The sequence below is a fragment of the Streptomyces sp. NPDC008137 genome, assembly GCF_042957035.1.
Lineage (GTDB): Bacteria > Actinomycetota > Actinomycetes > Streptomycetales > Streptomycetaceae > Streptomyces.
Map to the genome: position 1 here is coordinate 284,607 of NZ_JBIBHN010000009.1, position 18,425 is coordinate 303,031.

Genomic DNA, 18,425 nt, shown 5'->3' on the forward strand with positions numbered 1-18,425 from the left:
GATGGAGCTCGGTCTCGTCGGCCTCGGCAAGATGGGCGGCAACATGCGCGAGCGGATCCGCCGCGCGGGCCACACCGTCCTCGGATACGACCGCAACGCGGATCTCGCCGATGTCCACAGCTTGGAGGAGCTTGTGGGCAAGCTCGGCGGCCCCCGCGTGATCTGGGTGATGGTCCCGGCAGGCGAGGCCACGCAGTCCACGATCGACGAGCTCGCCGATCTGCTGGAGCCCGGTGACGTCGTCGTGGACGGCGGCAACTCCCGCTGGACCGACGACGAGAAGCACGCCGCGGAGCTGGCGGCGAAGGGCATCGGCTTCGTCGACTGCGGTGTCTCCGGCGGCGTCTGGGGCCTGGAGAACGGCTACGCGCTGATGTACGGCGGCGACAAGGAGAACGTCGCCAAGGTGCAGCCGGTCTTCGACGCCCTCAAGCCGACGGGCGACTTCGGCGCCGTACACGCGGGCAAGGTCGGCGCCGGCCACTTCGCGAAGATGGTCCACAACGGCATCGAGTACGCGATGATGCAGGCCTACGCCGAGGGCTGGGAACTCCTGGAGAAGGTCGACTCCGTGACCGACGTCCGGGACGTCTTCCGCTCCTGGCAGGAGGGCACGGTCATCCGTTCCTGGCTGCTGGACCTCGCGGTCAACGCGCTCGACGAGGACGAGCACCTGGACGGGCTCCGGGGTTATGCGCAGGACTCCGGCGAGGGACGCTGGACCGTGGAGGCCGCGATCGACCACGCGGTGCCGCTGCCGGCGATCACCGCGTCGCTGTTCGCGCGGTTCGCCTCCCGCCAGGAGGACTCGCCTCAGATGAAGATGATCGCGGCGCTGCGGAACCAGTTCGGCGGCCACGCGGTCGAGAAGAAGTAGCACGCGACCGAGAGCACGTAAGCAACACCCGAGGGCCTGGGAGGTCGGCGAAACGACCATGCACGTCACGCATCTGTCGCTGGCCGACTTCCGCTCCTATCCCCGGGTCGAGGTCCCGCTCGATCCGGGGGTGACGGCCTTCGTCGGGCCGAACGGGCAGGGCAAGACCAACCTCGTCGAGGCTGTCGGCTATCTCGCCACCCTCGGCAGCCACCGGGTCTCCTCCGACGCTCCCCTGGTCCGCATGGGCGCCGAGCGCGCGATCATCCGGGCCCAGGTCCGGCAGGGTGAGAGGCAGCAGCTGGTCGAGCTGGAGCTGAACCCGGGGCGCGCCAACCGGGCCCGTATCAACAGGTCCTCGCAGGTCAAGCCGCGTGACGTGCTGGGGATCGTACGGACCGTCCTGTTCGCGCCCGAGGATCTCGCCCTGGTCAAGGGCGATCCCGGTGAGCGGCGGCGCTTCCTCGACGAGCTGATCACCGCCCGTTCCCCGCGTATGGCCGGGGTCCGTTCGGACTACGACCGGGTCCTCAAGCAGCGCAACACCCTGCTGAAGTCGGCCGCGCTGGCTCGCAGGCACGGCGGCCGCAGCATGGACATGTCCACGCTGGACATCTGGGACCAGCACCTGGCGCGTGCGGGCGCCGAGCTGCTCGCCCAGCGGCTGGATCTGATCGCCGCCGTCCAGCCGCTGGCAGACAAGGCGTACGAGCAGCTCGCCCCCGGCGGCGGCCCGATAGCCCTGGAGTACAAGCCGTCCGCGCCGGGCGAGGCGCATACCCGCGAGGACCTGTTCGAACAGCTGATGGCCGCGCTCGCCGAAGCCCGCAAGCAGGAGATCGAGCGGGGCGTCACGCTGGTCGGCCCGCACCGGGACGATCTCCAGCTGAAGCTCGGCCAGCTGCCTGCCAAGGGCTACGCCTCGCACGGCGAGTCCTGGTCCTACGCGCTGGCCTTGCGGCTGGCCTCGTACGATCTGCTGCGTGCCGAGGGCAATGAGCCGGTGCTGGTGCTCGACGATGTCTTCGCCGAGCTGGACACCCGCCGCCGGGAGCGCCTCGCGGAGCTGGTCGCGCCCGGCGAGCAGGTCCTGGTGACGGCCGCGGTCGACGATGACGTACCGCATGTGCTGTCGGGGACACGGTTCGCCGTGTCCGAGGGGGCGGTGGAGCGCGTATGAGCGCGCAGGAGCCGAAGAACACGCCTGAGCCGGAGAACACGCCTGAGCCCTCCGGCGTCGACCTCGCGCGCGTGGCGCTCCGCGCGGCGAAGGAGGCCGCACGCGCGCGTGGGGACGCGGCGCAGCAGAAGAAGCAGGCGCGCCGCGGCGGGCTGCGGTCCGGCGCGCGTGCCGACGGCCGCGATCCGATGGCGCTCGGCTCGGCGATCAACCGGCTGATCACCGAGCGCGGCTGGGAGGCGCCGGCCGCGGTGGGCGGTGTGATGGGCCGCTGGCCGCAGATCGTCGGCGAGGACGTGGCGAACCACTGTGTGCCGGAGAGGTACGACGAGGACGAGCACGTCCTGGTCGTGCGCTGCGACTCGACGGCCTGGGCGACGAACCTGCGGCTGCTCGCCCCGACTCTGGTCGCCCGTCTCAACGAGGACCTGGGCCACGGCACCGTGCGGCAGATCAAGGTCTTGGGTCCCAGTGTCCCCACCCGCCGCTACGGCCCCCTGCGCGCCCCGGGCAGCAGTGGTCCTGGCGATACCTACAGGTGACTTACCTCACGTCTCATGGGGTCGGCGGGGCCCTGTCGCAGCCGTTCCGAGCACCCGTTTCCGCCACCGCACACGGTTGCGAACAGCGACCTGACTCCGAAGTAGCCAAGGGTTGACGGCCGGAAGCGCTGAGTGCCTCCGTGAGCCTCTTGGAGCCCCCATCCGCATATCGGGAGTCGGGGAAGACCCGTCGAGGGCGGCACATGCGGACTCAGGTACCGGCAAACCCCCATCAGTGTCAGTGCTACCGGTAGACTGGAGGCAATCCCGCCCCACTCGCTGGGGACCGTCCGGGAAAAGCTGAGCAACGCTGATCAAGGCTTACCAACGCAACATGCCGCAGCCGCTCCGGCAACCCGCCGACGAGCCCGGCTCGTGCTGTGCCAGAAAGGGCGCTTCGTGGCCGATTCCGGCAACCCCAACGAGAACATCCCGTCCACCGACGAAGGCGTGAGCAGCGAGGCGATCACCTCCAACGGCGAGGTCACCGCCTCGTACGACGCCAGTGCCATCACCGTCCTCGAGGGTCTGGACGCGGTCCGCAAGCGGCCCGGCATGTACATCGGCTCGACCGGTGAGCGCGGCCTGCACCACCTGGTGCAGGAGGTCGTCGACAACTCCGTCGACGAGGCGCTGGCCGGGCACGCGGACACGATCGACGTGACGATCCTCGCCGACGGCGGCGTACGGGTCGTGGACAACGGCCGTGGCATCCCGGTGGGCATCGTGCCGACCGAGGGCAAGCCGGCCGTCGAGGTCGTGCTGACCGTGCTGCACGCGGGCGGCAAGTTCGGCGGCGGCGGCTACGCGGTCTCCGGTGGTCTGCACGGCGTCGGCGTGTCCGTGGTGAACGCCCTGTCGACCAAGGTCGCCGTCGAGGTCAAGACGGACGGCTACCGCTGGACGCAGGACTACAAGCTGGGCGTCCCGACGGCCCCGCTCGCCCAGCACGAGGCCACCGAAGAGCACGGCACCACGGTCACCTTCTGGGCCGACCCGGACATCTTCGAGACCACGAACTACTCCTTCGAGACGCTGTCGCGGCGCTTCCAGGAGATGGCGTTCCTCAACAAGGGGCTGCGGATCAACCTCGCCGACGAGCGCGAGTCGGCGAAGGCCACGGCCGGTGCGGACGAGGCCGGCGAGGACGAGAAGCACGAGGTCAAGGCCGTCTCGTACCACTACGAGGGCGGCATCGTCGACTTCGTGACGTACCTCAACTCCCGCAAGGGAGACGTGGTGCACCCCACCGTGATCGACCTGGAGGCCGAGGACAAGGACAAGCACCTGTCCCTCGAGGTCGCCATGCAGTGGAACGGCGGCTACACCGAGGGTGTGTACTCCTTCGCCAACATCATCCACACGCACGAGGGCGGTACGCACGAGGAGGGCTTCCGGTCGGCGCTGACCTCGCTGATCAACAAGTACGCGCGCGACAAGCGGCTGCTGCGCGAGAAGGACGACAACCTCACCGGTGACGACATCCGCGAGGGTCTGACCGCGATCATCTCGGTCAAGCTGAGCGAGCCCCAGTTCGAGGGCCAGACGAAGACCAAGCTGGGCAACACCGAGGTCAAGACCTTCGTCCAGCGCGTCGTCTACGAGCACCTGGCCGACTGGCTGGACCGCAACCCCAACGAGGCCGCGGACATCATCCGCAAGGGCATCCAGGCGGCCACCGCGCGCGTGGCGGCCCGCAAGGCGCGCGACCTGACGCGCCGCAAGGGCCTGCTGGAGACGGCCTCCCTCCCGGGCAAGCTGAGCGACTGCCAGTCGAACGACCCCACCAAGTGCGAGATCTTCATCGTCGAGGGTGACTCCGCCGGCGGCTCGGCCAAGTCCGGCCGCAACCCCGAGTACCAGGCGATCCTCCCGATCCGAGGCAAGATCCTCAACGTCGAGAAGGCGCGGATCGACAAGATCCTGCAGAACCAGGAGATCCAGGCGCTGATCTCCGCCTTCGGCACCGGGGTCCACGAGGACTTCGACATCGAGAAGCTCCGCTATCACAAGATCATCCTGATGGCGGACGCCGACGTCGACGGCCAGCACATCAACACCCTGCTGCTGACCTTCCTGTTCCGCTTCATGCGGCCGCTGGTCGAGGCCGGGCACGTGTACCTCTCCCGTCCGCCGCTCTACAAGATCAAGTGGGGCAAGGACGACTTCGAGTACGCGTACTCCGACCGCGAGCGCGACGCCCTCATCGAGATGGGCCGCAACGCCGGCAAGCGCATCAAGGACGACTCCGTGCAGCGCTTCAAGGGTCTCGGTGAGATGAACGCCGAGGAGCTGCGCATCACGACCATGGACCAGGAGCACCGCGTCCTCGGCCAGGTCACCCTCGACGACGCCGCCCAGGCCGACGACCTGTTCTCGGTCCTCATGGGCGAGGACGTCGAGGCCCGCCGCGCGTTCATCCAGCGCAACGCCAAGGACGTCCGCTTCCTCGACATCTGAGTCGGTCTCAGCTGACCGCACCAGGAAGGACCTTCACCAGCAATGACCGACGAGAACACTCCTGTGACGACGCCCGAGGGTGACGCCCTCGCCATGCGCGTCGAGCCCGTCGGGCTCGAGACGGAGATGCAGCGCTCGTACCTCGACTACGCGATGTCCGTCATCGTCTCGCGTGCGCTGCCGGACGTCCGGGACGGCCTCAAGCCCGTCCACCGGCGTGTCCTGTACGCCATGTACGACGGCGGCTACCGCCCCGAGCGCGGCTTCTACAAGTGCGCCCGCGTCGTCGGCGACGTCATGGGCAACTACCACCCGCACGGCGACTCCTCCATCTACGACGCGCTGGTCCGCCTCGCGCAGCCGTGGTCGATGCGCATGCCGCTCGTCGACTCCAACGGCAACTTCGGTTCCCCGGGCAACGACCCGGCCGCGGCCATGCGGTACACCGAGTGCAAGATGGCGCCGCTGTCGATGGAGATGGTCCGCGACATCGACGAGGAGACCGTCGACTTCACGGACAACTACGACGGCCGCTCCCAGGAGCCGACCGTCCTGCCGGCCCGCTTCCCGAACCTGCTGATCAACGGCTCGGCCGGTATCGCGGTCGGCATGGCGACCAACATCCCGCCGCACAACCTCCGCGAGGTCGCGGCCGGCGCCCAGTGGTACCTGGAGAACCCCGAGGCCTCGCACGAGGACCTCCTGGACGCGCTGCTCGAGCGCATCAAGGGCCCCGACTTCCCGACCGGCGCGCTGGTCGTCGGCCGCAAGGGCATCGAGGAGGCGTACCGCACGGGCCGCGGCTCCATCACCATGCGCGCGGTCATCGAGGTCGAGGAGATCCAGAACCGCCAGTGCCTGGTGGTGACGGAGCTGCCGTACCAGGTCAACCCGGACAACCTCGCGCAGAAGATCGCCGACCTGGTGAAGGACGGCAAGATCGGCGGCATCGCCGACGTCCGTGACGAGACGTCGTCGCGCACGGGCCAGCGCCTGGTCATCGTGCTGAAGCGGGACGCGGTCGCCAAGGTCGTCCTGAACAACCTGTACAAGCACACCGACCTGCAGACGAACTTCGGCGCCAACATGCTGGCGCTGGTCGACGGCGTGCCGCGCACGCTCTCGCTCGACGCGTTCATCCGCCACTGGGTGACGCACCAGATCGAGGTCATCGTCCGCCGTACGCGCTTCCGGCTGCGCAAGGCGGAGGAGCGGGCGCACATCCTGCGCGGTCTGCTGAAGGCCCTGGACGCCATCGACGAGGTCATCGCGCTGATCCGGCGCAGTGACACCGTCGAGATCGCGCGCCACGGCCTGATGGACCTCCTGGAGATCGACGAGATCCAGGCCAACGCCATCCTCGAGATGCAGCTGCGCCGGCTCGCCGCCCTGGAGCGCCAGAAGATCGTCCAGGAGCACGACGAGCTCCAGGCGAAGATCAACGAGTACAACGAGATCCTCGCCAGCCCGGTCCGCCAGCGCGGGATCGTCAGCGAGGAGCTGGCCGCGATCGTCGAGAAGTACGGCGACGACCGGCAGACCAAGCTGATCCCGTACGAGGGCGACATGTCCATCGAGGACCTGATCGCCGAGGAGGACATCGTCGTCACGGTCACCCGGGGCGGCTACATCAAGCGCACCAAGACCGACGACTACCGGGCCCAGAAGCGCGGCGGCAAGGGCGTGCGCGGCACGAAGCTCAAGGAAGACGACATCGTCGACCACTTCTTCGTGTCCACCACGCACCACTGGCTGCTGTTCTTCACCAACAAGGGCCGCGTCTACCGCGTCAAGGGCTACGAGCTGCCCGACGCCGGCCGGGACGCGCGGGGTCAGCACGTCGCGAACCTGCTCGCCTTCCAGCCGGACGAGGCGATCGCCGAGATCCTGGCGATCCGCGACTACGAGGCGGTTCCCTACCTCGTCCTGGCCACCAAGGCCGGACTGGTGAAGAAGACGCCTCTGAAGGATTACGATTCGCCCCGTTCCGGCGGTGTGATCGCGATCAACCTCCGTGAGCAGGAGGACGGTTCGGACGACGAACTGATCGGAGCCGAACTGGTCTCGGCAGACGACGATCTGCTTCTGATCAGCAAGAAGGCCCAATCGATCAGGTTCACCGCGTCGGACGAAACCCTGCGACCCATGGGCCGTGCCACCTCGGGTGTCAAGGGCATGAGCTTCCGCGAGAGCGACGAGCTGCTCTCGATGAATGTTGTTCGACCCGGTACGTTCGTGTTCACTGCCACAGACGGCGGGTACGCGAAGCGGACCAACGTCGACGAGTACCGCGTCCAGGGTCGCGGCGGCCTCGGCATCAAGGCCGCCAAGATCGTCGAGGACCGAGGCTCCCTCGTCGGCGCGCTGGTGGTCGAGGAGACCGACGAGATCCTCGCCATCACGCTGTCGGGCGGTGTGATTCGTACGCGAGTCAACGAGATCAGGGAAACCGGCCGTGACACCATGGGCGTCCAACTGATCAATCTGGGCAAGCGCGATGCCGTGGTCGGCATCGCTCGCAACGCCGAGGCGGGACGCGAGGCGGAAGAGGTCGACGGCGACATCGTGGTCGACGAGACCGCCGAAGGCGCCGCGACCACCGGCACGGACGAGGGTGAGGCGCCCTCGTCCGAGTAGCACGAGGAGTGAGTCAGCGTGAGCGGAGCCACGGGCGCCGGACCGAGCGGTACCTCGACGGGTACGGACACGGACGACGGCGGCCGTGGCTCCGCCGCGCGTGCTGCGGACCCGCACACGACCAACCTGAAGGCGGTCAAGCCGGCCGACAAGGACGACTCGACCTCGCCTGACACGCAGAAATCCCAGGGGGGAAGTGTGACGGACACCCGAGGTCCGCAGACCCAGCAGCACAGTGCTGGAGCGGGCCCGGCCGCATCCGGCGCCCAGCCACAACCGCAGCCCCAGCCGCAGCCCAAGGGGGCCGAGACGGCTTCTCCGCTGCCGGGGGAACGGCAGGCACAGCAGCAGGCCGGGCCGTACCACCCGCCGCAGGCCTATCCGGCACAGCAGCAGGCGGCGGCCGGTGCCGGTGGCGGCGCGGGCGGGGTGGGTGGCGCGGGTGCTTCCGCCGGGGCCGTACGGCGTCCCCGTACGGGAACGCGCACGGTGCCCCGCGTCCGCAAGGCGCGGCTGCGGGTGTCCAAGGCCGACCCCTGGTCGGTGATGAAGGTCAGCTTCCTGCTCTCCATCGCGCTGGGCATCTGCACGATCGTCGCGGCCGCCGTGCTGTGGATGGTGATGGACGCGATGGGCGTCTTCTCGACGGTCGGCGGCACGATCTCCGAGGCCACCGGCTCGAACGAGTCCAACGGCTTCGACCTGCAGGCCTTCCTGTCGCTGCCCAACGTCCTGATGTTCACCTCGGTCATCGCGGTCATCGACGTCGTCCTGGCGACGGCCCTCGCGACCCTCGGCGCGTTCATCTACAACCTGTCCGCGGGCTTCGTCGGCGGTGTGGAGCTGACGCTCGCCGAGGACGAGTGACATGACGCGTGACACGGCTCTTTGACATGGATTGACGTAGTCCCGACAACCGATTTTGGGACTGCCCATGTCGTGCGCTAATCTTCAGGAGTCAGCGCGCGGGACACACCCCGCACAGCGCGGCGGGGCTATAGCTCAGTTGGTTAGAGCGCATCCCTGATAAGGATGAGGCCACAGGTTCAAATCCTGTTAGCCCCACCAGCATGGTGAACCCCCAACCGGTAGCGGTTGGGGGTTTTCTGCGTCCCGAGGGGGGCGTGGCGTGGGCGGGGTAGCGGGACATGAAGAAGCCCGGCTGCTCTGTCGAGCCGCCGGGCCTGTACGCAGGGTCGCCGTTCGGATGGGATGGTCCGGGGATTTCAGCGCTGGAGGGGAGCGAGGTAGTCCGCCATGGGGTCCGACTCCGCGTCGGTGCCCGCGAGCGGGCGGTGGCGGCAGCGGGGGGTCTTGCCGTGGGCCTCGGCCCGGATGCGCTGTTTCATCGTGGGGGGCAGGGCTTTCGCCAGGGATGCGGGAGACGTCGCCGATGCCGTTCGCTGGTGCGGGATGCGCTCGATGTTGCGCCCCGGCTCGCTCTGCGCTACCGCCGGAGTGGCGGTCGTGCTGACGAATCCGAGCTTCGTGCACAGCGCCAGGAAGGCGGTGACGATGGCGGTCCACAGCTTCATGACCTTGTTCCGGGCCATGGCCCCTCACTTTCGGGTCGGGCGATTTGCGTACTTTCCTCATGATGTGTATGAGGGCTGAGAAGTGGTGGACCGACGCCCGTGGCGCGGCGATGTTCCGATGAACACCACTCGGATGGGCGCAAGAGGGGTGAAAATGTGAGGAGAGAGGAGAAGGGGGCCCAAAGTAACCGTCCGTCGGGGTGTGATCACCCTCCGATCGGAGCGGCGAACTCCGCTTCTATCCCGGTTCCCGGGAAGGGAGTTGAGGTCCGACTCAGGTCACCGATCGGTATCGGTCGGTGTGTATAGTCGGGCGCCAGAGGTCCCCTACGTCAACGAAAGACGAGGTCGCGCGGTGAAGAAGCTTCTCCTGGTCGCACTGGCCGCCATCGGCGGGCTCCTCGTGTACCGCCAGATCCAGGCGGATCGCGCCGAGCAGGACCTGTGGACGGAGGCGACCGACTCCGTGCCCACGGGTTCGTGAGTCACGACATCCCAGACCGAGCACACCCCCGGCCGCCTCGCGGTCGGGGTTTTGTGTGTCCTGGAGCCGGCCGTGCGGGCAGGATGGGCCACGGCTCGCGGGTTCATGGTGGTGCGGTCCGGTGACGTGGAGCCCGGTGACGTGAGGTCCGGTGACGTGAGGGGTGGCGCGTGAGGGGACGGTGTCGTACGGCGTGGGGGCGCGAGGGCGTGCGGCGCGGTCGTCCGGTGGTGGCCGTGCGCCTGGGGGGCGTGCGCCTGGGGGTCGTCGGGGTGGTGCTGGGCGCGATGGCTTCCGTGACGCCTGTACCGGCCGCCCTGGCCGCTGCCGGGGCCTCCGGGGAGGCCTCCGGGGCGGCCGCGACGCCGGGCCCGTACGCCTTCGCCGACGGCGCCCGGAGCGTCGACGGGGCGAGGAGCACCGCGGACGCCGAGATCCTGCAGCCCGGCACCGCCTACAAGAGCTCGCTCCCGAGCAGCGGCAAGGTCAGCTACAGCATCGAACTCGACGCCGCGTCGAACGCGTATGTGTCCGTCACCGCCGCCCCCTCCCCCGACAGCACCGTCTCCGTCATCGACGGGCTGAGGGTGTCCGTCCAGGACGCCGAGGGCAACTCCTGCTCCGTCGACACCGCGAGCTTCGGCGCCGCCCGTAGTCCGCATCCGATCGCGGCGTGGGGCATGCGCGAGATCTCGCCGACCAAGGCCCTGTGCCGCAAGGCCGGCACCTATTACGTGTCCGTCGAGCGGGTCGACCCGAAGGGCGAGGGCTCCTCGCCGGACGCCTGGGACCTGGAGCTTCTCGCCATGACGGAGCCGCGGACGGCGAAGGACGGGCCGACCGGCGCGCCCGAGGTGTGGAACTCCGCCACGCCCCAGCCGATCCAGGGGAAGGCCGAGCGCCGCGAGGGCGGTGCGGGGTTCGCCGGGGCGACCCCCCTCGACCAGGGCGTCTGGCGGGACCACATCCGGCCCGGCCAGACGGTCTTCTACGAGGTGCCGCTCGACTGGGGTCGGCAGCTCCACGCCACCGCCGAACTGGGCAGTACGGACTCCGGCGGCACCGGCTACACGTCCGGCGCCCTGGACCTGGCCCTCTACAACCCCGCCCGCGGGCACGTCGCCGATGTGAGCGTCGGCTACGACGGCGATCAGAACGCCGGCAGCCTGCCTCCTCTGCCGCCGGTCGACCACGCCAACCGCAACGCGGCCACGGCCCAGGTCAGCGCCATGCGCTTCGCCGGCTCCTACTACCTCGTCGCGCATCTCGCGGAGAGCGTCGCCGACACCTTCGGGGACGGGCCGTTCGCGATGACGCTGCGCGTCCGGGTGAGCGGAGCGGCGAAGAGCGGGCCCGAGTATGTGGGGGAGTCCGAGCCTGCCGGTGTCTTCGAGGTCTCGGACCAGGAGCGTGAGGCGGCGGCGGAGGGCGTGGCAGGGGGCGGCGACACCGCGATGCGGGCGGTCGCCGTGGGCGGGATCGGCACCGGGAGCGCGCTGCTGGTGGGGCTCGGGGTGTGGACCGTGATGGCCCGTCGGCGGAGCGCTGCCCAGTAGCGCCGGCCCCTCGCCGGTCGCTCGCAGGTTCCTCGCCGGGGCTGATGCCCGCGCGGGACCGGCCGCGGGCTCAGATGCGCGTCAGGGCCCAGAAGCCGACGGCGTAGCAGGCCAGGGCGAGCAGCAGGAGCGGAACCGCCACCTTGGCCGGAGGGCCGGGGCGGCGGCGCTGCCGTACCGCGCGATGCCGGGAAGCGGCCCGGGCGGGTGGAGGGGCCTGTGGGACCTGTGGGACCTGTGGGGCGTGATGTGGGGTCTGGGCGGTGTATGAGGCCGTGGAGGTGCCGGTGGAGTAGTGCGCTGTGGGGGGCAGAGGCTGGCCGGGGTGGCTCGCGTGACCGGAGTACGCCGGTGGGAGCGGCTGGGAGGTGTGCAGCCGGTGGGTGGTGTCGTAGGGGGAGACGGGCGGCTCCGGCGGGTGCGGGGCTTGTGCGTCGTGGGGCCGGGCGTCGGGCGTGGGGGAGGAGGTGCCGGTGGCCTGCGGAGGCGGCAGGTGGAAGCTGCCCGTGTCCGACATGGAGGGCGGCTGAGCAGGGGTGGACGGGGTGGCTGACGGGCCGGGATCCCCGGGGACCTGGCGGGGGTCGCGCTGTGCGGCCTCCTGGCCAGGGGCCGACCTGGCACGGCCGTTGTCGTCCGGCGGCGCCGCGTCCCGCCCGGGGCCGGACGGCTCTCCCCTCCGGTCCGTGCGGCCCAGCCCCCGCGCTCTCTCCAGTGGGCCCTCGGGGGCGAACCCCGGGGGAAGCGGGCCGAGTTGGTCGAAGATCTCGATCAGCTCGTCGTCCGGGCCGGGCTCCGGGAGGAGCTCCGCTGCGGCGGCGAGCGCCTTGCGCGCCCCCGTGGCCGTACGGAACCGCGCCTGCGGGTCCGGCTGCAGCAGCATGGCCACCACCTGCCACAACGGCTCGGGAATGCCCTGGGGCGCACCGGGTGTCCCATGCTCGGCGAAGTACTGGATGAGCGCCTTGCTGTCCGGCTTGGCCCCCTCCAGCAGATACAGCGCGACCAGTCCCGCGCCGAACAGGTCGGCGGGGAAGTCGGGTTCGGCGCCCATCAACTGCTCGGGCGCGAGATAGCCGGGCGTTCCCACCACGAGGTTGGTCTCCGTCAGGCGGGGCTCGCCCAGCCGCATCGCGATGCCGAAGTCCGACAGCCGCAGCCGCGGCCGGCCCGTGCCGGTGGCCTCCAGCAGCACGTTGGCGGGTTTGACGTCACGGTGCACGACATCCTCCGCGTGCACCGCGGCCAGCCCCGCCAGCAGTTGGTCGAGCAGAGTGCAGACGAAGGCCGGGGGCAGGGGGCCGTAGTCCCCGACGAGATGGACCAGGGAACCGCCGGCCACCAGGTCCATGGTGAAGAGGACCTTGTCGTCGTCGGCGGCCCAGCTGGAGGGAGCGAGCACATGCGGGTGGTCGATCCGCAGGGCCTGCTCGCGCACGAAGCGCAGCAGCGAGTGCGCGTCGCTCTGGAGCAGGACCTTGGCGGCCACGTAGCGACCGCGGCGGTGGTCCCAGGCGCGCCAGACGGCACCGACCCCTCCGCGCCCGATCGGGTCGACCAGTTCGTACCGTCCGGCGAAGACCTCACCCATGGCTGTACGTCGCTCCTCCCCCTGCGGCTACCCCCCTTGCTTCCCCCTCACCGGGTGTTGCGACTCCCCGACGAGCGAGACCAATCCCCCGATGAGTGATACGACCCCCGATGAGCGATACGACTCCCCCGTCGCGACCCCCGTTGCGCGGGAGAACCCGCTCGCGCCGACCGGTCCCCCGTGCGTGACACGCCCCCTCGTGTCCGCCCGTGCCGTGCGTTGTCCCCCGTCACGCCGGTCGGTGTCCCCCGTCAGATCACCCCGCTCGGCTGCCGAACCCCCTTCGGCTGCCGGGCGGTGCGATCAGCTCTGGTGGGACTGGTAGTGCGCCACCGCGTCCGAGGTACGGCCGGCGCCGTACACCCGGAGGAACTCTGCCAGTTCCGGGTGGGTCGGGGCGAGGGTCTCCGCGGCGTCGATGATGTCGCCCGCCGCCGCGACCGAGCGCAGCAGCGACTGGATCTCGCGGACCACGCGCTTGACCGTGGGCGCTCCCGAACTGGTCGTCGTCTGTGTGGTGTTGCTCAACACCGAGCCCCCCTGTGACTTCTTGATCTCCTCCATGCGCTCAGTGGCCTCGGCCGCGCTCACGCTGCCGTCCGCGACCTGCCCCGCCAGGTCCTGCAGCAGCTGCACGCGCTGCACGACGGCCGGGTTGCCGATCTTCGCCCGCTGCCCGCTCATCAGCTGCGACAGCATGGGTGCGGACAGTCCAAGAACCCCCGCGAGACGAGCCTGGTTGAGACCAAGATCGTCGATGAGCCTACGGAAGAGCGCCCCCAACGGCTCCCCGTACCAGTTCCGCTGCAGTTCCCGCGCTCTTGCGGTGGCTTCCTGCTGTGCGGCGTCCATTGCGTCTCCCCATCGCTTCCCCATGTACGGCGGTTCGCGGTAGCGAACCACGCCGAGCATCTTACGGAGAGTGGTCGGCGACGGGGACCCCCAATCTTTTTGCGGAATCACGGGGGTGACCCGGTACTCTGGTCTCCGACGCCCGCCGGGACATGCTTCGTCCGGGCGGATGTCTCCTTCCGGGGCCTTAGCTCAGTTGGTAGAGCGCTGTCTTTGCATGGCAGATGTCAGGGGTTCGACTCCCCTAGGCTCCACACGTTGCACCCCTCTGAACTGCGGAAACACAGTCAGGGGGGTGTTTTTTGTCCCCAACCGGTGTCCGAGCAGGCGCGGCAGGTGTTCGACGAGGAAGACCAATGGCTCGCCGCAAGTTGAGTATCTGGGGTGCGAGTGATCCCGGCGACGCCACCTTGAGCCCCGCCGTGCTGTTTCACGTGAAACAGCACGGCGGGACGGGAGACCCTCACGCCCGGCTCTCAAAGCCGGACCTCGAATCTCCCGCCCCGCCGTGCTGGTGCCCGGCGGCCGTCAGGAACGGTCGTCGCGCCGAGCGGCCTCGTCCTCGGCCTGCTTGGCCTCGACCTCCGGGTCCAGGACCGACTGGCCGCTGCCGTCCACGGAGGACAACCGGCCCGACTCGGGAACCTCGGTCGCGGCGGGCGGCTCCACCAGCCAGTCAGGGTTGGCCTGCTTGTCCCACCACTTCCAGGCGGCGAAGGCACCACCGGCGAGAGCACCCAGAATCGCCAGCGTCTTCACGGCGCGGCCGGCCCTCGCCCGACGTTCCTGCTTGCGGACCAGCTTCTGGATCTCCTTCGACGAGACCTGACCGCGCAGCGCGGCCATCGCGGCCACACTCCGGGCGGCGGCCTCGGTCGTGACGGGCCCGGCCGCGGCCATCGCCTGCTCAAGCCTCGGGCGGGAGTAGTCCGCCGCCTGCTTCGCGGCCTTGCGCGTACGGACGGCGGCTTCGTGGGCGGCCTGGTCGACCTTCGGCGGCACATGGGTACGGGCCTGCTCCAGATACGGCTGCACATGGGCGCCGTACTGAACGCGTGCCTGTCCGGCGGCCTGGGTCACCTTGGGTGCCAGCCGTACGCGTGCCTCGTGTGCGTAGTGCGTTGCCCTGTCCTTGGCCGTGTCGGCGTAGGGCGCCACCACTTCCGCGGCGTGCAGCACGCTGTCCTTCGCCGAACCGGTCGCGGCGCGCACGCTGTCGATGCGGGTCACGGGTTCCTCCTCCTCGGTGGCGTACGGTATTTCGACTTTCCACCCTTTTACGGATCATGCCTCCGGGAGCGCCGCCAGGCATGCGCGGACGGGCATCCGGGTCACGGGAAACGGCCCCGGGCCCTCTCGGGCCGAAAACCGATCACGTGCAATAGCGGATGAATCGGGGGCAACAGGAGCTTGTCGTCGACAATGCCACGGATCGACGTCGAGCGCCCCCGCCCCGGGACTACTCGACTGGATTTCCGCAACCGATCGGCCCGGTTCCCCCCCCGGCGAACGGAGGTCAGGCGACGTGGAGCGCCGTCCATGCGAGGATCAGGGAGTCACGGAAAGACAACGGAAGGCAGGATCGTGGCTGAGCAGCTCTACGCCACCCTGAAGACCAACCACGGCGACATCGAAGTCCGGCTTCTGCCGAACCACGCCCCCAAGACGGTCAAGAACTTCGTCGAGCTCGCCCAGGGCGAGCGGGAGTGGACCCACCCCGAGACGGGGAAGAAGTCCACGGACAGGCTCTACGACGGTACGGTCTTCCACCGGGTGATCAGTGGCTTCATGATCCAGGGCGGTGACCCGCTGGGCAACGGCACCGGCGGTCCCGGCTACCAGTTCGAGGACGAGTTCCACCCGGACCTGCGCTTCGACAAGCCCTACCTGCTGGCGATGGCCAACGCCGGCCCGGGCACCAACGGCTCGCAGTTCTTCGTCACCGTCTCCCCGACGGCATGGCTGAACCGCAAGCACACCATCTTCGGCGAGGTCACCGACGCGGCCAGCCAGAAGGTCGTGGACACCATCGCCGCGATCCAGACGAACCCGCGCACCGACCGCCCGGTCAACGACGTGGTCATCGAGTCGGTCGTCATCGAGACGCGCTGAGCACGAAGGCCCCCACAGGGGAACCAATCGCCCCGCTCATCCGTAAGGATGAGCGGGGCGGGGCTTTTCCCACCACGGCTTTCACGACCCACGGCAGGACCCACGGCAAGACCCGCGGCAGGACCAACGGCCACCGGGTCTCAGGACCAACGGCCACCGGGTCTCAGGACCCACGGCTTCCACCACAGAACCACGGCTTCCACGACATAGGGGATCTCATGGACGACCAGGCTGCGGGCAGCCCGCAGGACGCCCACAGCGTCCCCATGTGCTACCGCCACCCGGACCGCGAGACCGGCATCCGCTGCACCCGCTGCGAGCGCCCGATCTGCCCCGAGTGCATGGTCAACGCCTCCGTCGGATTCCAGTGCCCCGAATGCGTCCGCACCGGCTCCGGCACAGGGCACTCGCCCACGGCCGCCATGCCCCGGACGATGGCGGGCGGCGCGATCGCCTCCGACCCCCGACTGCTGACCAAGATCCTCATCGGCATCAACCTGGCGGTGTTCATCGCCGTGCAGGTCCGCGAGTCGATCCTCACCGACATCGTCCTGCTCGGCGCCTGGCCGCCGGCGCCCTTCACACCCACCCAGGGCGTGGCGGGAGGCGAGTGGTACCGCATGGTGACCTCGATGTTCACGCACCAGGAGATCTGGCACATCGCGTTCAACATGCTCAGCCTGTGGTGGCTCGGCGGCCCGCTCGAAGCGGCCCTCGGCCGTGTCCGCTACCTCGCGCTCTACCTGGTCTCAGGTCTCGCGGGCAGTGCCCTGGCCTATCTGCTGGCCTCCCCGAACACGGCCACGCTGGGCGCCTCGGGCGCGATCTTCGGCCTCTTCGGCGCCACGGCCGTACTGATGCGCCGGCTCAACTACGACATGCGGCCGATCATCGCGCTGCTGGTGATCAACCTGATCTTCACCTTCAGCCCGGGCTTCAACATCTCCTGGCAGGCCCACATCGGCGGTCTCGTCGCCGGTGTCGTCGTCGGATACGCCATGGTCCACGCCCCCCGCGCGCACCGTGCACTGGTCCAGTACGGCACCTGTGCGCTGGTCCTCGGCGTGGTAGTCCTGCTGACCCTCCTGAGGACGGCCCAGCTCAGCTGAGCGTGATGCTGAGCGTGAAGCTGAGCGCGACGCCGGACGTGATGTTGTCCACAGCGGGTGGCGAATCTTGTGCACACGGTGCGGGAACACATGTGCCCCCTGTCACCGGCCTGCGTTTCTGCAGGTCAGGCAGGGGGCGAACAGGTTTTCGAACTGCGGTACTTCCGTCGTACTGGCGTCAACACTCAACGAGTTATCCACAGATCGTCTTTTCTTTTCCACCTGTGGATAACTCCTGTGGATAACTCAGCGAACAACCCTGGGTAGAGCTGCGGGCAGAGCCGCGGTCACCGTTCGGCGGCCGTTACTTCCACTGGGTGGAGACACCGAATCCGGCGGCGATGAAACCGAAGCCGACCACGATATTCCAGTTGCCCAGCGAGTCGATGGGCAGCGAGCCGTCCGTGACGTAGAAGACGACGATCCAGGCCAGGCCGACGAGGAACATGGCCAGCATGACGGGCGCGACCCAGGAACGGTTGGTCAGCTTGATGGCCGCTGCCTGCTTCGCCGGCGGCGGCGTGTAGTCGGCCTTCTTGCGGATACGTGACTTCGGCACGAGGGTCTCTCCTGTCGATGCGCTGCGTGGCCGCGCAGGGATCTGGGTCTGGCTCGGGGCAGCGTAAGGGGACTCTGAGTGCTCCCCCGGTCGTCCGTTAGCGTAGTGCTTCCGTGGCGCCGAAGGAGATAAGGGTACGTTGAGCAATTCTGCCGACTCCCCCGGGACGGGATCCACCCCTGAGCGCGCGCGCCGCTTCCGGCCCGTGCGCATCCTCACGGCGGCCGTCTTCGCTCTCGCGGGGCTCATCTTCTTCACCAGCTTCAACACCGCCAAGGGCACCAACATCCGTACGGACAGCTCCCTGCTGAAGCTGTCCGACCTCATCCATGAGCGCAGCCGTGAGAACGGCGAGCTGGACGAGACCAACGGAGCCCTACGCAGCGACATAGAGGCGCTCGCCGAGCGGGACGACGGCAGTTCCAGGGCGGAGGACCTCAAGCTCGCCGCCCTGGAACAGCGCGCGGGCACCCAGAAGCTCAAGGGCGACTCGCTGACGGTCACCCTCAATGACGCCCCGCCGGACGCCACCGCCAAGCTCCCCGGCTATCCCGAGCCGCAGCCCGACTTCCTGGTCATCCACCAGCAGGACCTCCAGGCCGTGGTGAACGCGATGTGGCAGGGCGGGGCCAAAGGCATCAAGGTCATGGATCAGCGGTTGATCTCGACCAGCGCGGTGCGCTGCGTGGGCAACACCCTGATCCTCCAGGGTCGCGTCTACTCGCCGCCGTACAAGATCACGGCGGTGGGTGACCCGGGCAAGCTGCAGAGGGCGCTCGCGGCGTCCCCGGCGATCCAGAACTACATGGTCTACGTCAACGTGTACGGGCTCGGCTGGAAAGTCGAGGAGAACGGGCCGGTGACTCTTCCCGGCTACTCGGGCACAGTGGATCTGCATTACGCGAAGCCCGTGGAGGAGTAGCCAGGCCGG

General features: G+C 69.0%; 16 protein-coding genes and 2 tRNA genes. 13 read left to right on the forward strand and 5 right to left on the reverse strand.

What is annotated here, in order from left to right:
* Position 1 precedes the first annotated feature (1 nt).
* The 7 genes from gnd (at position 2) to ACFZBT_RS18220 (ending at position 8,764) form a co-directional block, all read left to right on the forward strand.
* Positions 2–877, forward strand: coding sequence for a phosphogluconate dehydrogenase (NAD(+)-dependent, decarboxylating) (gene gnd / locus ACFZBT_RS18190; RefSeq protein ID WP_391104320.1), 876 nt, complete (start codon positions 2–4; stop codon positions 875–877).
* Between the two features lie 58 nt (positions 878–935).
* Positions 936–2,057 carry a DNA replication/repair protein RecF gene (recF, locus tag ACFZBT_RS18195; protein WP_391104323.1) on the forward strand — a complete coding sequence of 374 codons (1,122 nt, stop codon included), beginning with the start codon at positions 936–938 and terminating at the stop codon, positions 2,055–2,057.
* Entirely contained in the window at positions 2,054–2,599 is a 546-nt protein-coding gene (locus ACFZBT_RS18200; protein WP_391104326.1) for a DciA family protein, read from the forward strand. The genes recF and ACFZBT_RS18200 overlap by 4 nt, the downstream gene beginning before the upstream one ends.
* A 399-nt stretch (positions 2,600–2,998) precedes the next feature.
* Positions 2,999–5,059, forward strand: coding sequence for a DNA topoisomerase (ATP-hydrolyzing) subunit B (gyrB, locus tag ACFZBT_RS18205; protein WP_391104329.1), 2,061 nt, complete (start codon positions 2,999–3,001; stop codon positions 5,057–5,059).
* A gap of 42 nt (positions 5,060–5,101) precedes the next feature.
* The gene (gene gyrA, locus ACFZBT_RS18210; protein ID WP_391104332.1) at positions 5,102–7,696 is read left to right on the forward strand and encodes a DNA gyrase subunit A; all 2,595 of its coding nucleotides are present in this window, start codon (positions 5,102–5,104) and stop codon (positions 7,694–7,696) included.
* 18 nt (positions 7,697–7,714) lie between these two features.
* Positions 7,715–8,563, forward strand: coding sequence for a DUF3566 domain-containing protein (locus ACFZBT_RS18215; protein WP_391104335.1), 849 nt, complete (start codon positions 7,715–7,717; stop codon positions 8,561–8,563).
* 124 nt (positions 8,564–8,687) lie between these two features.
* A tRNA-Ile gene (locus tag ACFZBT_RS18220) sits at positions 8,688–8,764 on the forward strand.
* 158 nt (positions 8,765–8,922) lie between these two features.
* On the opposite strand, the gene ACFZBT_RS18225 is transcribed toward ACFZBT_RS18220, so the two are convergent.
* A complete protein-coding gene (locus ACFZBT_RS18225) occupies positions 8,923–9,249 on the reverse strand; it encodes a DUF6344 domain-containing protein (protein ID WP_391104338.1) in 327 nt (108 codons plus the stop codon).
* 337 nt (positions 9,250–9,586) lie between these two features.
* Between ACFZBT_RS18225 and ACFZBT_RS18230 the strand changes: the two genes are divergently transcribed.
* Together ACFZBT_RS18230 and ACFZBT_RS18235 are read left to right on the forward strand one after the other, a co-directional pair.
* Complete coding sequence (locus tag ACFZBT_RS18230) at positions 9,587–9,715, forward strand: DLW-39 family protein (protein WP_003999697.1); 129 nt, start codon at positions 9,587–9,589, stop codon at positions 9,713–9,715.
* A gap of 170 nt (positions 9,716–9,885) precedes the next feature.
* A complete protein-coding gene (locus ACFZBT_RS18235; protein WP_391104341.1) occupies positions 9,886–11,271 on the forward strand; it encodes a hypothetical protein in 1,386 nt (461 codons plus the stop codon).
* Between the two features lie 70 nt (positions 11,272–11,341).
* Here ACFZBT_RS18235 and ACFZBT_RS18240 read toward each other — a convergent pair whose 3' ends face one another.
* Together ACFZBT_RS18240 and ACFZBT_RS18245 are read right to left on the reverse strand one after the other, a co-directional pair.
* Complete coding sequence (locus ACFZBT_RS18240) at positions 11,342–12,862, reverse strand: protein kinase (RefSeq protein WP_391104344.1); 1,521 nt, start codon at positions 12,860–12,862, stop codon at positions 11,342–11,344.
* Positions 12,863–13,165: 303 nt separating this feature from the next.
* Positions 13,166–13,714, reverse strand: a complete 549-nt coding sequence (locus tag ACFZBT_RS18245) for a helix-turn-helix domain-containing protein (protein ID WP_391104347.1) — start codon at positions 13,712–13,714, stop codon at positions 13,166–13,168.
* Between the two features lie 181 nt (positions 13,715–13,895).
* On the opposite strand from ACFZBT_RS18245, the gene ACFZBT_RS18250 reads away from it, so the two are divergent.
* Positions 13,896–13,968 (forward strand) — tRNA-Ala (locus ACFZBT_RS18250).
* A 274-nt stretch (positions 13,969–14,242) separates the two neighbouring features.
* Here ACFZBT_RS18250 and ACFZBT_RS18255 read toward each other — a convergent pair.
* Positions 14,243–14,944: a DUF5324 family protein gene (locus ACFZBT_RS18255; RefSeq protein WP_391104350.1), complete on the reverse strand. Its 702-nt coding sequence runs from the start codon at positions 14,942–14,944 to the stop codon at positions 14,243–14,245.
* A 354-nt stretch (positions 14,945–15,298) separates the two neighbouring features.
* Between ACFZBT_RS18255 and ACFZBT_RS18260 the strand changes: the two genes are divergently transcribed.
* Together ACFZBT_RS18260 and ACFZBT_RS18265 are read left to right on the forward strand one after the other, a co-directional pair.
* Positions 15,299–15,826, forward strand: coding sequence for a peptidylprolyl isomerase (locus ACFZBT_RS18260; protein ID WP_391104353.1), 528 nt, complete (start codon positions 15,299–15,301; stop codon positions 15,824–15,826).
* A gap of 218 nt (positions 15,827–16,044) precedes the next feature.
* The gene (locus ACFZBT_RS18265; RefSeq protein ID WP_391104356.1) at positions 16,045–16,935 is read left to right on the forward strand and encodes a rhomboid family intramembrane serine protease; all 891 of its coding nucleotides are present in this window, start codon (positions 16,045–16,047) and stop codon (positions 16,933–16,935) included.
* Positions 16,936–17,239: 304 nt separating this feature from the next.
* Here the strand turns inward: ACFZBT_RS18265 and crgA are convergent, their stop codons facing one another.
* Entirely contained in the window at positions 17,240–17,494 is a 255-nt protein-coding gene (gene crgA / locus ACFZBT_RS18270) for a cell division protein CrgA (RefSeq protein ID WP_391104359.1), read from the reverse strand.
* A 139-nt stretch (positions 17,495–17,633) separates the two neighbouring features.
* Here crgA and ACFZBT_RS18275 point away from each other — a divergent pair, with 139 nt between their 5' ends.
* Positions 17,634–18,416, forward strand: a complete 783-nt coding sequence (locus ACFZBT_RS18275) for a DUF881 domain-containing protein (protein WP_391104362.1) — start codon at positions 17,634–17,636, stop codon at positions 18,414–18,416.
* Positions 18,417–18,425: the final 9 nt, after the last annotated feature.